Raw genomic sequence first — 15,003 nt, 5'->3', positions numbered from 1 at the left:
CCCAATAGGATGACAACATGACTAAGCCATTAAATAACGTCTTTTCCCACGCCGCACTCAGCATCGGCGAGTCGATTACTCACGGTATGCGTATGCGCATCGCTCAGTTAAACGAGGGCTATGCAGAACCCGACAAGATCATCGACCTGAGCATCGGTACTCTCGACACGCCCACCGATCTGCGTATCGACCAAGGCGTAATCGACTTCATCAAGAATACCCCGCACCTTATCCACCAGTTCGCTCCCGTCAAGGGATTCGATTTTTTACTCAAGGCTATTGCGCAGCGCGTTGCACGCGTGCACGACGTTACGTATGATCCAGCGACCGAGATCATGGTCACGCCGGGGGGCATCAAGGGCGCCATCGCGGTCGTACTGCATAGTCTGCTGAACTCAGGCGACGAAGTCATCGTGCCGCTGCCCAACTGGCCACACTACGCCGACATGATCCGTCTGCATGGGGGCACCCCCGTGTTTGTCCAGTCCGACGCGCTCATCGAAAAAGGCGTGTCGGCTAACGCCTTGAGTGACGCCATCACCCCCAACACCAAGCTAATCATTCTGGGCGATTGCATCAACCCGACCGGAAAGGTATACACGACGTCGGAATTGCAGGCGTTGGGCGCCGTCGTCGCCAAACACAACATCGATAGAGCAGAGGATGGCTTGGCGCCCATGATAGTTATCTACGACTGCCCGTACGAAGCCCATATCCTCAACGAAAGAGCCAAGGCATTCGCCGCGCTCACGGTCGGCGCCTACCGCATGAGAGATTGTGTAGTCAACGTGACGGGCCCGGGCAAGACGTACGGCATGCACGGCGACCGGATCGGCTATATGTACGCGCCGGACTGGTTCATCGCGGTCGCCGCCAACGTCCAAGTCAACCTCAATTCGTTCGCCGGCACCTACGGCCAGGTGGCCTGCTTCCACGCAATGGAAGAGGCCATGGACGAGGTGGCACATCGCCGAGCGACCCAGGCGCGCAACTGTGCGCTAGAGATGATCGCACTGCTGCGGGCCTGTCAGTTATCAGTACATACACCCCAAGGCGGTTATTTCATCTTCGCTGACCTGTCAACCTATGCGAAGCGATACCAGCAGCTGGGATATACCCATGCAGAACAGTTCCTGTTGCAAGAAGCACGTGTGGCGACCATTTCGGGAGAGCATTTTGCGGAAGGCTATGCCGGGAAAGATCATTATCGGCATTTCGTTAGGATCAATTGCGGAAGGGACAGCGCGGTGCTGACCCGCGCGGCACAGCGCATCAAAATCGCGCTGGACGGCCTGCGTTGATGACGCGCTACTGCATCATTGGCACCGGATTCTCCGGCACCTGCATGCTCTGGCACCTGGTCGACACCTTATGCCGGAGCATCGACAGTGACACCGTCCTGCGAGGTGACATTGTCATCACCACCGTCGAACGCCAGCCGACGAACGGGCCCGGATTTCCATATGGCAGCGACTGCAGCGCACCATACCACCTGTGCAATAACCCGGCAGAAAAAATGTCCTTGTTCGACAATGATTTCCTCGATTGGATGCGGGAACGCCGCGAGCAGATCATCGCTGACCACCCTGAACTGATACTGGCTTCTGATCCAAGCACCCAGCTTGAACAGTGGGAACCAGTCGCAACGGCGTTTTATCCGCGTGCCCTGTTCGGCATGTACCTGTCGAGCCGCTTCAAGCAGGCGAGCGAGCGCGCAGCTGGCCACGGAATATCGGTATGCACTTTCAACGGTCACGAAGCGATCAACGGCGCGACCCGCGACGGCCACTTCGCGTTGACGATCCAATGTCGAACCAGTGGCGCGGTTACCCGCCTCGAGCACCTGGACAAAGTGTTGTTGGCCTCTGGCCATTGGCCCAGCGAACAGTCCAGCACCGCCGTGCTGGCTTCGCCTTACCCCCCGGAAAACATTCATGTCAGTATGTTGGCTTATCAGCAGGCACACCGACAACGGCAACTCACGGTGTATGTCCAAGGCATGGGGCCGAGCGCGGTCGATGCCATCTTGAGCGCGTGTGAACATGGCAGGTTTGTATACGGTGCGGACGGTTTAGCGCGGAGCTTCGAGCCGGACTGGCACTACTTCGGGGTGGAGGACGTCAAGATTATCGCTGGCTCGCGCTCGGGATTCTTCCCCGGCGTGCGTTGGCCTCTTTTGAATGACGAGTTCCGCTATCTGAAAGACAACGCCATCAACGAGCTAAGGCAAAGCAACCACGGGACAGTCCTGCTCGACGACGTGATCGCGCTGATTGACGCCGAATTAGCCGCTGCGAGCGACGGGCGGCTTAGTTTCAACGATGTCGCCGCTCCACCGTTTGCCAGCGCTTACGACAAGCTCTTGACCGAAATCCGCGGCGAACGCAGCGAACGCATAGTCCACGCCATCGTGCTGCGTGCGCGCCGCTTGCGCTTCTATGAGCACTTGAGGGCTGCGGACAAGCTCCGTTACGACAGCCAGTTCGATACTCATTTCATCCGCACCGCCGTGCCGATTCCCCTACAGAACGCGAAGAAACTCGTCGCGCTAGTCGAGGCCGGAGTACTGTCGACGGTACGCCTTGGCTATCAGGAGCAATTCAGTGCTGCGTTCACGATCGGTGGTGACGAAAGAGCGGTTCTGCCCGATATCGTGATCCGATCCCATGGCCACAATTACGACATGCGCCGCCATCCATCCCAACTCATCCGTCATTTGCTGGAAAGTGGTGAGCTGCTGGAATACAGCGAGGACGGCTATCGGACGGGCGGCGTTGCTGCTGCGGAGTCGAGCAGCTTTCGGGTGGCGCACGCAACGATAGCTGGCACGCGCCATTCGGACCATCTGTATTCCTTCGGACCGGTCACGCAGTACTGGCAAAATCAGAACAACTACGCGGCAGCGTTCGTGAATGCCGCTAAGGTGGTCGCGCAGGACTGGGCGATTTTCGCGGCGGCCGATTCAAGTCTAATTCATCAAGGGAGGTGAGCAATGGACTTCAAAGAATTTTCCTTCGCTGGCGATATCCGTGTATGCATCTATAACGTAGGTAGCGAGAACCTAGCCTTTCACCGCCATACGTATATTTCCGATATTACTTATTGCGCCTCTGGGCGTCTGTTGCTAGAACTACCGGAGAGCGGCCAGTCCTGTCTTTTTCATCCGGGTCAGGTCGTGCAGGTGCCCGCCAATACCATTCACCGGGTTTCGCACTGCTCCGAGAACAGCAGCCACTCGCGCTACATCCTAATCCAGATAGGCCGCTTCAGCATCGATTTCGAGCGTGACACGCGCATTTTGCCGGACGGCCACCGAGTCGACCTCAGCGACGTGCGGCTACCGTTTTATATCGGCGACCAACTGGAACAGCTACGCCACATCGCCACCGCGATGCGCGAAAACAGGCCGGCGAACGTGTCTGATTCCGAGTATGCAGACTTGCAAGTCGCGCTCCGCCGCGCCTGGGAGGACGGCCTTACCAGTCCAGACGTCCGCCCGCCTTTGGCCCAGCAACTCTTAGCGCTGGACTGTCACTGAACACATTATTTGCAGGATTATTCTATGAACTCAAATGGCATTCGCCCCCCCCTGTCATCCTTATGGTATTACTTCTTTTCTCCACCCAGGCATGCACGGATATTTTCCTGTCCGGCTTGCCCCTGATTGCCCGCGAATTCGGCGTATCAATGGACGTGAGCAATCTAACTATCTCAGTCTACAACTACAGCCAAGCGTTCTTCGTGCTGTTTATCGGCGTTGTCAGCGAGTTGTGGGGACGCCGTTCTGTGGTTCTTTCCTGTCTGCTCATACATATCGCCGCCTCGGTCTGGATCGCGCTGTGTACTGCCATGCCTGCCATGATCGCGTTACGAGCCGCGCAGGCACTGGGTAGTGCGGCGGTCTATATCGTCTTAAGGCTGATCATCAAGGATACTATGGACAAGAAGGCGCAGATTCACGCTACCGGCTTGTTGGTAGTCGGACTGGTTCTTTCGCCGATCCTCGCACCGGTATTGGGCGCATGGATCGTGAAAGTCTCCAACTGGCGCAATTGCTTCTGGGCCATCGCACTGTTCGAAATTCCCTTATTCGCATGGGCGTGGGTGGTGATATGCGAGAGTAACCATCGGCAAAAAGAGTTTCGCGCCAACTTCAGCATGAAGACGCATCTCCTGAGTTACTACAGTGTTCTCGAGAACAACTACTTTTTGGGTCTCGCGTTGATTGTCGGCGCCGCGTTTGCCGCTTTCTATGCATTTATCAGCATTTCCAGCTTCATGTACATCAACCAGTATGGGATGAGTGAAACCAACTATGCCTATCTGTTCATCGGTATCGCTCTGGCTTATCTGTTAGGAAATCGTATGATGAGCAAGCTCAACGCGAGCAACGTGACACCGCAGAAGATCGTCGGAATCGGCATTTATACTTCTATGCTGGGCACCTCCGTCATCCTTGCCCAAATGTTTACCCACGACACTATGCTTACCGTCGGCCTGATCACGCTAGGTACTTGCTTACTGCGGCTGGCCACGGCCCTCATCAACCCGCCCGTGCAGGTGATCGTGACGAACTACTTCCGGGACAAAGGGGCCCATGCGTTGGGACTGCTCACATGCATCCAATATTGCTTCGCCGGAATAGGTACTATGGTGGTATCAGATCTGTCGTTCCAACCCAGCGCAAATTTCACGATCAGTACGGTCGGCTTTATCACACTGTCTCTGATGGGCTATCTGTTTGTCTCCAGGAAAACACTAGTTATGCAGCTGAATTAAACCGAAGCACCGTAACAGCAATCGGCGCGACGTCTTACAGATGTGGTCAGCCGTAGTATTCGGATCGGCGTTGGTGCACTTAAAAGTTGAAGTAAAAAGTACCCCAACCCCGATCATTTATGCAGGAACTTTCTGACTACGGACGGAGTTTGGGCGTCCAGCAGCGAGCATGCGATTTAACACAGCAACACCGACGGCGGCCTCGGTTTTTTGCGCTTCGAATCTGCGCGCACGCAGTCGAGGACCGATGATCGGCGTTGGTGCACTTCAAACTCGAAAAGCGGTGATGTTACGATGCGGCCTCAATTTTACTGATCGCCCCGATGCCCAACAAACACAACGACGATCGGCGTCATCATATACCTAAGATGTCGTTCAAGGTTCAGAATTGGCCGGAATATGAAGCAGGATTACGGCGGCGCGGTAGCCTGACGTTGTGGATTGAAGACGCAGCATTAGATCAGTGGCAAAGCGTAGGGCCAAATGGTCAGGCTCGCTATCGGGATAGCGCCATTGAGACGAGTCTGATGCTGCGCTCCGCCTTCAAAATGGCCCTGCGACAAACCGAAGGGTTAATGGCTTCCGTGCTGACACTGATGAACCTGACAATCACGGCACCGGATCACACCACGGTCAGCAGACGGGCGGTCGGACTGACGGTAACGAAGTCACCATCCGCACCAAAGGGGCCACTCCATGTGCTCATCGACAGCACAGGTTTGCAGGTCTTTGGGGCAGGACAATGGCTGGAAGAAAAACATGGCGCGAAGTCGCGCCGTAGCTGGCGCAAACTACATCTGGCCGTCGATGTCGATGCAGGCATGATTGTCGCGCAGATCCTCACCGATCAGCATACGGATGACCCATCTCAAGTGGGGCCACTACTGGATCAGGTCGACGAACAAATCGACAAAGTCACTGCCGATGGTGCCTATGATGGCGCGCCCACTTATCAAACGATCGCGCAATATGGTGACGATATTGCGGTGGTTATCCCACCCCGTAAAACCGCCGTTCCTGGTACTCAATCGCGTTCGCCAAGTCAGCGTAATCGCCATCTTGACATGATCAATACAGAGGGTCGGTTGGCTTGGCAAGAAGCCACTGGTTATGGACAGCGTGCTTTGGTCGAAACGACCATGGGACGCTATAAATCGATCATCGGTCCTCGACTGCGTGCGCGCAGATTCGAAGCGCAAAAAACCGAGGCCGCCGTCGGTGTTGCTGTGTTAAATCGCATGCTCGCTGCTGGACGCCCAAACTCCGTCCGTAGTCAGAAAGTTCCTGCATAAATGATCGGAGTTGGGGTACTTTTTACTTCAACTTTTAAGTGCACCAACGCCAGTTCGAGTTGTACGGTGTGATCGTTATAGCGAACTGTAAGAGCAATGTCTGAGTTAATTACAGAAATTCTGATTAAAAGCATATGCGAGGTAAAGTTCGAAAAAACGATTTATGATTATTTTGCGTCAGCGTATGCCGATGTTACCTCAGGTGGTGACAATGCTAATTGTGATTATATGAACGATATAAGTCGTTGTAATTTTTTCGACCCCAATCGATGTGACGTTGGACTGCGGTCTGTGAGTTCAAGCTTTTAGCTCGGATTGTCTAAACGAGAACCGCAGCCAGCTATACTCAAGGCCGCACCACTGCATCGATTCCAAGCACGCTGGCATCTTCAGCACCATGTCCAGCGGCGATGAGCTGATCCATTCTGGCCGCAATTGCTGGCAGTGTTGCCATCGAGCGACTGCCAGATGTTTCCAACATCAGACGCACATCCTTGCGTGCCATCACTAGCTCAAAACTCGGAGCGAAGTTGCCTTTTGCCATGTTGAGCCCGCGACCGCCGACCGTCGCATTTAAGTCCAGCATACCAAGCAACTTGATCGCATCTTCACCATGTATATCGCTTGCCTGCGCCAGAGTCAGCACATCTGCCATTACTGCAGAGAGGCCAATGATCATTGCATTACCTAGTAATTTGTTCGCGGCGGCAAGGTCGGATCGTTCTCCTATATAAACCAGACGCCCGGTCATCTTGGCGAGATCTGCCTTGACCGATTCGAATAGAGCACTTGGGCCAGCAACCATCATTGAACCTTGAGCGTTTCTAGCAGCCGGTGGTCCCTTGACATCCTCCCCGCCCTAAAGGACGGGGATTCCTACGGCGCTGCGCGATGATTTGCGAGTCGCTTCGGCGGGTTCCTGCTTCACTGAGCGGTCTGACTGCACCGACTCTCCACAGGCTAACAAGCGGTATCCCCGCTCTAAAATATTGATCGCGCCAACGACATCGGCGTGATTTTCGTAGCCACAATCGACACACAAGAATTTTGCTTGTGTTTGCCGATTGTCTTTCGACACATGGCCGCAGCATGGACACGTCTGGCTGGTGTGGTGCGGCGGAACGGCAAGCAACATGCCGCCGTGCCACTGCACCTTATACGCCAGTTGTCGCCTGAATTCGCCCCAGCCCTGATCGAGGATGGAACGGTTTAGGCCAGACTTCTGCTTGACCATCTTGCCGTGCTGTTCACTATTGCCTTTGGAAGACTTGGACATATTCCGTACCTGCAAATCCTCAATGCATACGAGCGCGTGGTTTTGGCTGATCGTCGTTGTGGTATTGTGCAGGAAATCTTTTCTGGCGTTAGCGATGCCGGTGTGAATCTTCTGGACTTTGGCTTTTGCCTTTTTCCAGTTACTGCTGAACTTCACCTTATGGCTCATGCGCCGTTGGTAACGTGCAAGGCGTTGCTGGTGCTTCTTAAAGCTGTTGAGTGGCGCGATATAGCTCTCATCGCTCATGGTGGCGAACCGCGCAATGCCGACATCGATGCCGATAGCGCTTGTTGCCGTGGGCAATGGCTGTTCGACTTCGCGCTGCGTCTGGATCGAGGCGAACCATTTGCCACCTGATTGGCTTATCGTGACGTTACGCACTTCGCCCAATACATCACGACTGTTGCGGTAGCGTATCCAGCCAAGTTTCGGCACGAGGATGCGGTCGTTGGCCTGATCGAGCTTGATCTGTTTCGGGTCGGGATAGCGGAAGCTGTCGCCACTGCCTTTCTTTTTAAAGCGCGGGAAGTCGGCACGTTTGGCAAAGAAGTTGCTGTAGGCTTTGTCCAAGTCCTTCAGGGCATGTTGCAGCGCCTGGGATGGCGTTTCTTTGAGCCATTCCGTACCAGATTCACGCTTCCAGATCGGCAGATTCGCCGCCATTGGCACGTAGCCGATGAACTTGTTTCCTGCTTCGTGATTTTCTTTTTGCAATGCTAAAGCCTTGTTATAGACGAACCTGCACGACCCAGCAAAGCGGCGCATATCGCGCTGCTGTTCGCCGTCTGGCATCAGTTCGTATTTAAAGGCTTGAAGTCTTTGCATGGTTCGATCATACTCTGGTCTATGAGCGAAGACAACAACGATATTAGGACTGGAAGACACTGTGTATTTATGATGCATGTGCATTTGGTCTTTGTGACAAAATACCGGCGCGGGGTATTCACCAAAGAGATTCTTGATGATCTGCGCCCAATATTTGCTAGTGTCTGCAAGGACTTTGAATCGGAGCTTGTTGAGTTCGACGGCGAGGACGACCACGTTCACCTACTGGTGAACTATCCGCCTAAAGTGGCAGTGTCAAAGCTTGTGAACAGCCTCAAGGGAATATCAAGCTTGATGATTCGGAAGAAGAACTATCCGAACATCCGCAAGAAACTCTGGGGCGGTGCGCTGTGGTCGCCTAGCTACTTCGCTGGAAGCTGCGGAGGTGCGCCTATTGCTGTGATTCGCAAGTACATCGAGCAACAGCAAACGCCGCATTAAACCGAAAGTCCAAGACAAGGAAGGCTTCGCCTTCCGCGCTTACATCCCCGCCCTGAACGACGGGGTTTTACGCGCAAATCGGATAAAGACAGGGCAGTGCAAATACTTCAATCCTGCGGTATGAAGTTGTTCAGCGCGCTTTGCGGTGAGTACCGGCAAGGTCGTAGTATGATCAATGATGATCGTACCAGGCTCGAGTGCAGTACGTGCCATGGCAATAACTTCTTCGACAACTGCGTCATCTTTTAGCACTAGATGCACTCGCGATGCACCTCGGACTGCGTCAGCAGGAGTTGCGGCGGCTTTGACACCAAATTGCATCAAAGCGTTAACTTTGTCCGCAGAACGATTCCATGCGGTGACTGAGTCACCACGTTTTGCCGCAGCTTCAGCGAATGCACCGCCGAGCAATCCTGTCCCAAGAAAGCTGATATTTGCCATGGTTTTATCCTATTGAAATTACACTTGAATGGTGATTATTGAGAGAATAGTTTTGAGTAATTCTAAACGATGCTTATATTTTACTATAGTCCGTTAAATTGCCGTTAGAGAGACCTGACCCGGTCAGTTGGTTTACAGTTGCTGGGCTGGTATGTCAAAACCTAGCCCATAAAACGGATGGATAACAGAGTCTCATAGCCCTAGTGAGCCGTTAGCGTAATGAACTTCTAGATTGCAAAACACTGATAAAGGATGAACTGACCTGCTCAATATTATAGCGATGCATTTCTCCATCAATGTGGAGGGGCATGATGGCGGAGAGGAACCTCAACAAAGTGACCACAGATCTTTCGTTACAAGGCTAAAATCTTAAAACCATTGTCTAGCAGAGCGCATATACGATCAAGCGGATGCTCGTGCCGGTGCTCAAATGTAAGCAGTTCCGGTCCATCAGTATCGTGCTCGCTGGATTAGTACTGGTGTAAATAGACAGTTAGAGATTGATGGAATTAAATCTACGCCGCACACAAATCGATTTTACTTATCGGTGACATAGTTCCTGCTATTGTCGTCTTCCGATCAACAATGCGACAGAATCGGTTTTAGAACCACATTCGGTAAAAGACGCGGTCTCTATCTATGAATAGGTGCTTTAGGCCGGCTAGCACATGCAGGACGATCAGGGTCGTCAGGATAAAAGCTAAGATTGAGTGCGCAGCAAAAAATTGTTCAGCGATGTCATGATTGGGAGTCGTCCAGGCTGGGAGTTTCATTCCGAATAGTGATACACCTCGCTTGGTATAAGATGTCCCTATAAATCCGATAATAGGCATGGCAAACATGCTGCCATAAAGCAGCCATTGGATAATGCTTGCTAAATTCTTTTGCCAGCCAGGGACGTTATCTGACAATGGCTCTGGTTTGTGTCTGATCCGCCAGACTATGCGAATCAGAATTAGTATGAGGACGAGTATGCCGAACGATTTATGTTGATCAAAATACCAACCACTCCCAGGCTCATCCTCAATCGACATCATGTACCAGCCCACGCACAGTAAGCCGATGATCAAGAGTGCGGATACCCAGTGGAGCCAAATTGCGGGCTTGTGATATTTCCAATTGTGTTCAGACTCTGTGCCAAAGTTAATATGCTTCGCCATGCGATTTCCTAGGTTAGTTATTAGGATACAAAACTGATCTATTTAAGTACCTTAGGTAGCGAGCCGCAGAAACATATACTTAGAAACTACGTTAAGCAACATGAGCAAGGCATTTAAAGGACGAAAGGTGAGAGGCCAATTCTGGTCATTTTTGTTAAGCTTTTCTGCAGTTTTCGAAGCTACAAAATTTCACCTTTCTACTTTGATGCCGTGTTATTCGTCCTAGTCTGATGGGGAGATTTGTACTTTATTTTCGTGATCTAGATCTGGTTTTTTCCATGGATCAATGTGCGTCATTAGGTTGAGCACTCTGTGGCGCTCCAGCACACGACGCCTGGCATCGACTGCAATGTCATGTCCGGCCTCCACTGTCAGTGATGCTTCGACTTCTAGGTGCACATCGGCGACGATCATGTCACCCATCTTCCGCGTACGCAAATCATGAACGTTGCTCACACCAGGTGTTTCTAACAATGTGATTCGGATTGCGTTGAGTTCGATCTGGTCGACTGCTCGATCCATTAAATCATGTAGGGCATCCCAAGCAAATCCCCAACCCATTTTGAGAATCATGAATCCTACAATCAGTGCGGCAATAGGGTCAAGTATTGGATAGCCTGCTAAATTACCGATGATACCTACGCCGACCACAAATGATGATGCCGCATCTGAACGGGCGTGCCATGCATTTGCAATCAGCATGCTTGATTTGATGCGCTTGGCGATGGCAAGCATGTAGCGAAAAAGTAGCTCTTTGGTGCATAGCGCTATAGCCGCCATCCATAAGGCAATACTCTGTACTTGTGCGATGGTATCCGGAGCTTCAAGCTTCAATACAGCAGTCCAAATCATGCCTGCACCAACTGCGAGTAGTAACAACCCTAGAATCAACGAGGCCGCATTTTCAAATCGCTGATGACCATAAGGATGGTCGTCATCGGCGTCTTTCTTGCTGTGATGACTGGCAAATAGCACAACAAAATCCGACACCAGGTCGGATAACGAATGAATGCCGTCAGCAATCAAGCCTTGTGATTTAGCGAATATACCTATGCTAATTTGAGCAACACTCAAGCAAATATTGACACCTACGCTCACCCAGGTACTTCGCGATGCCGCAGTTGCTCTCTCAGTTGCCGAATGCAAGGAATTCTCGTTCTGGTGTTCAACTTCAGTTGGGTTCATATTGACGCAATAATTTAGTAGTACATGATTTACGATAAACCAGCATCTTAAGGGACATTGCTTTTCTATGCGAGTAGAGGTGCTTCGAATCATATTCGCAATGATTCGCGTTTTACCTGCCAGGCATATATTAATAAAGAATCTGTTGATTCTTATGCCCTTCCTCGTAGTCCCATCTGCTTAGTTTTTAAGATAATCTTGTCGCCTAACACTTAGTTTGAGAATGAAAAATCTGTCTAGGATCGAATTAACGAACGCGGTAATTAACTCATAGGCGAAATTTTTTTGATCAGTTGTAAGTGTTGGCCAAAGAAATTCGCTCAATTAGTTTGAGGATGATTGCGATCCCTTTGATAAGTTTGATTTGTGTCAGTTAATACGACAGAACCGTTTGAGTTCGAGTAATATTCTTAATAATAAATCTAGCTTCATCTTTAAAGTCGTCTGCTACCTTCGCTAGAATGATACTGACTAAGTATTTAGCTTTCAGTTCAGGGGCAGCATTTGCATCGCATTATCACTTACCACTTTAGAGGGAATATATGGAAGAAGAATATGAAGTTCCTAGCCCGCACGAACACGCGCTTGATGATGCTGCTGAAAAAGAAAGCAATGGTTTAGCACAAAAAATTGCTTTGATGACGGCTGTTCTTGCCACCGTTGGTGCACTCATCAGCTACGAAAGCGGTGCTGCGCAAAATGAAGCGATGTTCCTAAAAAATCAAAGCATCCTTAAACAGGCGGAAGCATCCGACCAATGGGCATTTTATCAAGCGAAATCCATCAAGAGCCATCTTGATGATGCTGTTGCCGCGTTATCTACTACTTCGGAAATCAAAGAACGTTTTTTGGTAGACAAGCTAAAAGAAGAAAAAGAGAGGGTTGAAGTACAAGCCGAGGCGAAGAAACTACAAGCAGAATCCCGCAGATTAGGAGAAGAATCTGAAGCAAAGCTTAAGCCACATGAACGTTTGGCTCTAGCTTTGACCTTCATCCAGATCGCAATCGCACTTGCAGCAATTACAGTGCTGACCAAGCGGCGTTGGTTGCTCTGGGGCTCTGTTGCGTCCTCTGCAATTGGAATCGCTGCTGCAATCACCACATTTTTTTGAACACGAAGGCAATTCAAACGAAAACCACGCAGACACAAAACGCGTACCTTAGAGGCAAATATCTAGCATTCGGCTTAGGATTTGTCTCCTTGTACAAAGGTAGACATTATGGAGTATGAATGCCGCGTGAATAATGTACCGGAAAGCGCACTGGAAACTGCCATAAATGGCGCGTTAAAAGTGTACCAATCCCAGCCTGTAGTCTTATGCTGTAGTCTCAACCAAGCGACTAGAGAGCGCTAAGCAGCTATATAAATTAATGTTACTCAATTATGCTTTGCATAATGGTGATGCGCATCTGAAGAATTTTGCTCTGGTATACACAAACTATGAAGATGCATTTCTCTCACCTGTCTACGATGTAGTAACTACGTCTGCATATCCACATCTAGAAGATAAGCCCGCCCTCACATTACAAGGAAAAAAAGCCTAGTGGATGGGGAAGCAGCTTCGACAACTTGCAACAACGCGTTTGTCTTTGCTATCGCGTGATCTTGACGAAGCAGAGAATAGCATTAGTCGAGCGATTGGTCAGACCTTGCCATTAGTTTCGACAATGATTGAGCGCTATCCATATTTTAGAGAAACGGGTAAGCGTATGTTGATTGAATGGGTATTGTCAACTTGCTGAACGGAGACGGCGAGTTGTACAATTTTAGGCGAACTTGCATTTGCCCGGGTAACACGGTGTCATGGATTAGGTTTTTTTGCTACGTTGGTGACCTCATGCCATACAGAAAATGCCTGTGTACGCATGTGTCGGTACTGCTCCGCGGTCATACGGTTTCGCTGACACCGGAAAGCATGGTTGATCGGGCCATGAGCCGATAAAAAGCGCTGAGCATGACCCGATGACTTGAAGCGCCGCATCTGTCGTTCTCGTTGCCGCATCGGTTGGTGCGAGAGTTCTGCACGGTTATTGAGGCCTTTGTGTTGGCGACGCTCCACACGCGGCATGATTTGCGTCTTCGCCGCGACATAACTCTTGAGCTTGTCGGTGATTAGCACTCGTGGTGCGTAACGTAAGCCCTTGAGCAGCTTGCGGAAAAAACGTTTTGCGGCTGTCGGTTGCGCCGACTCTGCATCAGAATATCGAGCACATGTCCGTTCTGATCGACCGCACGCCGTAGGTAATGGTGCTTGCCCTTGATTGTTAGCACCACCTCGTCGAGATGCCATTTGTCTCCGCGTTGCGGTTGACGCCGGCGAAGCTCATTGGCATAGCCTTGGCCAAACTTCAACGTCCATTGGCGGATCGTCTCATACGTGACTAGGATGCCACGGCTGGCCATTAGTTCTTCTATGTCGCGAAAACTCAGCGCGAACCGGAAGTAGAGCCACACGACATGGCTGATGATTTCTGCTGGGTAGCGGAACCCGCAATAGAGTAGAGATTTTTTCGTCTCGCCACCTTACAATATTTTGCCAGCCTCCGCAAGTTGACAATACCATCCTGAGAAAGTAGTAATGGATGAGAGCGGAGCCAATAAATCGGCGATCGATCAGATCATCGAAGACAAGGCGATTTTGCTAATGCGACAAAACGCCCGAACCACTCTTTAATAAATAATTAGATATTGTACGTCATTTGTGCTAACATAGCGTCAAATGAACTAACAAATGAGGTGACGCCATGAGTGCCCTAGCTTTTAAATCAGCCCGCTTTGGACTCCGTGCCACGCCAGAACAGGAAACTATACTGCGCAGAGCCGCTGATGTGTCGCGTAAATCTTTAACTGATTTTATTCTCGATAGCGCTTGTCTCGCGGCGGAACAAGCACTCCTAGACCAAAGATTGTTCATGGTTTCTGGGAATCAGTATCAATCTTTAATGGATTTATTGGAACGTCCTGAGCAAGAAAATAAAGGTCTACGCGATTTATTCTCTCGAAAATCGCCGTGGGATGAGGCGAAGTGAGTTTAGGCAAGCCGGAGCCTCTTAATGCCAAACATCAAATCGAGGAATTTGATTGTGGCAAGCCTCCCCTTAATGAGTGGTTGCTACGCCATGCCAGACAGGCGCAAGGAAGTGGATCTGCAAAAACTTTCGTAGTAGCAGATGGGTTTCGTGTTGTCGGGTACTTCAGTTTGACGATTGGCCAGGTCGACACTACTGAAGTTCCCGAACGTATCAGTAAAGGAATGGGGCAATACCCAATCCCTGTTGTTATAATTGCTCGCCTTGCTGTTTCTACTCATGATCAAGGCAAAGGCATTGGTATAGGTATGCTCAAGGATGCAATTGAACGTACCATCGTCATAGCTGATCAGGCTGGCGTCAGAGCTATGCTCACTCACCCCATTGATGATGAGGCTTCAAATTTCTACACCCGTTTCGGATTTATAGGATCGCCCATTCGTGAAAAACAATTATTACTTTTGCTAAAAGATGCGCGGCAATTGTTATCTACGAAAACTTGAAATAGTCCAATCAATCAACTCACTGCTTATAGTTTAGGCTCTATCGCATTAGGCCGAAATTGGTAAAACGT

Annotated in this window: 15 protein-coding genes and 2 pseudogenes; 11 read left to right on the top strand and 6 right to left on the bottom strand. The window is 50.7% G+C overall.

Annotated features, from left to right (window positions below; translation table 11 throughout):
• Window positions 1-17 precede the first annotated feature (17 nt).
• The 5 genes from RGU72_RS20955 to RGU72_RS20935 all read left to right on the top strand — a co-directional run bounded on the left by RGU72_RS20955 (window position 18) and on the right by RGU72_RS20935 (window position 6,071).
• Window positions 18-1,301 (top strand): pyridoxal phosphate-dependent aminotransferase, encoded by a 1,284-nt coding sequence (locus RGU72_RS20955; RefSeq protein ID WP_322121771.1) that lies wholly within the window; start codon window positions 18-20, stop codon window positions 1,299-1,301.
• Complete coding sequence (locus tag RGU72_RS20950) at window positions 1,301-2,989, top strand: FAD/NAD(P)-binding protein (protein ID WP_322121838.1); 1,689 nt, start codon at window positions 1,301-1,303, stop codon at window positions 2,987-2,989. Before RGU72_RS20955 ends, RGU72_RS20950 begins: the two co-directional genes overlap by 1 nt.
• Before the next feature lie 3 nt (window positions 2,990-2,992).
• Entirely contained in the window at window positions 2,993-3,538 is a 546-nt protein-coding gene (locus tag RGU72_RS20945) for a cupin domain-containing protein (protein WP_322121770.1), read from the top strand.
• A 62-nt stretch (window positions 3,539-3,600) separates the two neighbouring features.
• Entirely contained in the window at window positions 3,601-4,779 is a 1,179-nt protein-coding gene (locus RGU72_RS20940; protein ID WP_322121769.1) for an MFS transporter, read from the top strand.
• A 323-nt stretch (window positions 4,780-5,102) separates the two neighbouring features.
• Entirely contained in the window at window positions 5,103-6,071 is a 969-nt protein-coding gene (locus RGU72_RS20935) for an IS5 family transposase (protein ID WP_322121753.1), read from the top strand.
• Between the two features lie 346 nt (window positions 6,072-6,417).
• On the opposite strand, the gene RGU72_RS20930 is transcribed toward RGU72_RS20935, so the two are convergent.
• Both RGU72_RS20930 and RGU72_RS20925 read right to left on the bottom strand, forming a co-directional pair.
• A complete protein-coding gene (locus RGU72_RS20930) occupies window positions 6,418-6,876 on the bottom strand; it encodes a hypothetical protein (RefSeq protein WP_322121768.1) in 459 nt (152 codons plus the stop codon).
• A gap of 54 nt (window positions 6,877-6,930) precedes the next feature.
• Window positions 6,931-8,172: a transposase gene (locus tag RGU72_RS20925; RefSeq protein WP_322121767.1), complete on the bottom strand. Its 1,242-nt coding sequence runs from the start codon at window positions 8,170-8,172 to the stop codon at window positions 6,931-6,933.
• 21 nt (window positions 8,173-8,193) lie between these two features.
• Here RGU72_RS20925 and tnpA point away from each other — a divergent pair, with 21 nt between their 5' ends.
• Window positions 8,194-8,613 (top strand): IS200/IS605 family transposase, encoded by a 420-nt coding sequence (gene tnpA / locus RGU72_RS20920; protein WP_322121766.1) that lies wholly within the window; start codon window positions 8,194-8,196, stop codon window positions 8,611-8,613.
• A 39-nt stretch (window positions 8,614-8,652) separates the two neighbouring features.
• Here tnpA and RGU72_RS20915 read toward each other — a convergent pair whose 3' ends face one another.
• The 3 genes from RGU72_RS20915 to RGU72_RS20905 all read right to left on the bottom strand — a co-directional run bounded on the left by RGU72_RS20915 (window position 8,653) and on the right by RGU72_RS20905 (window position 11,399).
• Window positions 8,653-9,054, bottom strand: coding sequence for an NAD(P)-binding domain-containing protein (locus RGU72_RS20915; RefSeq protein WP_322121765.1), 402 nt, complete (start codon window positions 9,052-9,054; stop codon window positions 8,653-8,655).
• Between the two features lie 602 nt (window positions 9,055-9,656).
• Entirely contained in the window at window positions 9,657-10,214 is a 558-nt protein-coding gene (locus tag RGU72_RS20910; RefSeq protein ID WP_322121764.1) for a cytochrome b, read from the bottom strand.
• A gap of 222 nt (window positions 10,215-10,436) precedes the next feature.
• Entirely contained in the window at window positions 10,437-11,399 is a 963-nt protein-coding gene (locus tag RGU72_RS20905; protein ID WP_322121763.1) for a cation diffusion facilitator family transporter, read from the bottom strand.
• Between the two features lie 542 nt (window positions 11,400-11,941).
• On the opposite strand from RGU72_RS20905, the gene RGU72_RS20900 reads away from it, so the two are divergent.
• The 3 genes and pseudogenes from RGU72_RS20900 (at window position 11,942) to RGU72_RS20895 (ending at window position 13,142) form a co-directional block, all read left to right on the top strand.
• Complete coding sequence (locus RGU72_RS20900) at window positions 11,942-12,511, top strand: DUF4337 family protein (protein WP_322121762.1); 570 nt, start codon at window positions 11,942-11,944, stop codon at window positions 12,509-12,511.
• A gap of 235 nt (window positions 12,512-12,746) precedes the next feature.
• Window positions 12,747-12,944, top strand: a pseudogene (locus RGU72_RS21480) (HipA domain-containing protein); the annotation flags it as partial.
• Window positions 12,945-12,947: 3 nt separating this feature from the next.
• Window positions 12,948-13,142, top strand: a complete 195-nt coding sequence (locus RGU72_RS20895) for a hypothetical protein (protein WP_322121761.1) — start codon at window positions 12,948-12,950, stop codon at window positions 13,140-13,142.
• Window positions 13,143-13,201: 59 nt separating this feature from the next.
• Here the strand turns inward: RGU72_RS20895 and RGU72_RS20890 are convergent.
• Window positions 13,202-13,869: pseudogene (locus tag RGU72_RS20890) on the bottom strand (IS6 family transposase).
• A gap of 275 nt (window positions 13,870-14,144) precedes the next feature.
• On the opposite strand from RGU72_RS20890, the gene RGU72_RS20885 reads away from it, so the two are divergent.
• Window positions 14,145-14,429 (top strand): DUF1778 domain-containing protein, encoded by a 285-nt coding sequence (locus RGU72_RS20885; protein WP_322121760.1) that lies wholly within the window; start codon window positions 14,145-14,147, stop codon window positions 14,427-14,429.
• Window positions 14,426-14,932, top strand: a complete 507-nt coding sequence (locus RGU72_RS20880; protein ID WP_322121759.1) for a GNAT family N-acetyltransferase — start codon at window positions 14,426-14,428, stop codon at window positions 14,930-14,932. Before RGU72_RS20885 ends, RGU72_RS20880 begins: the two co-directional genes overlap by 4 nt.
• Window positions 14,933-15,003: the final 71 nt, after the last annotated feature.

It is taken from the genome of Undibacterium sp. 5I1, from assembly GCF_034314085.1.
GTDB lineage: Bacteria > Pseudomonadota > Gammaproteobacteria > Burkholderiales > Burkholderiaceae_D > Undibacterium.
The sequence above is the reverse complement of the archived record's forward strand: the minus strand, read 5'-3'. Positions and strand labels throughout refer to the sequence as shown.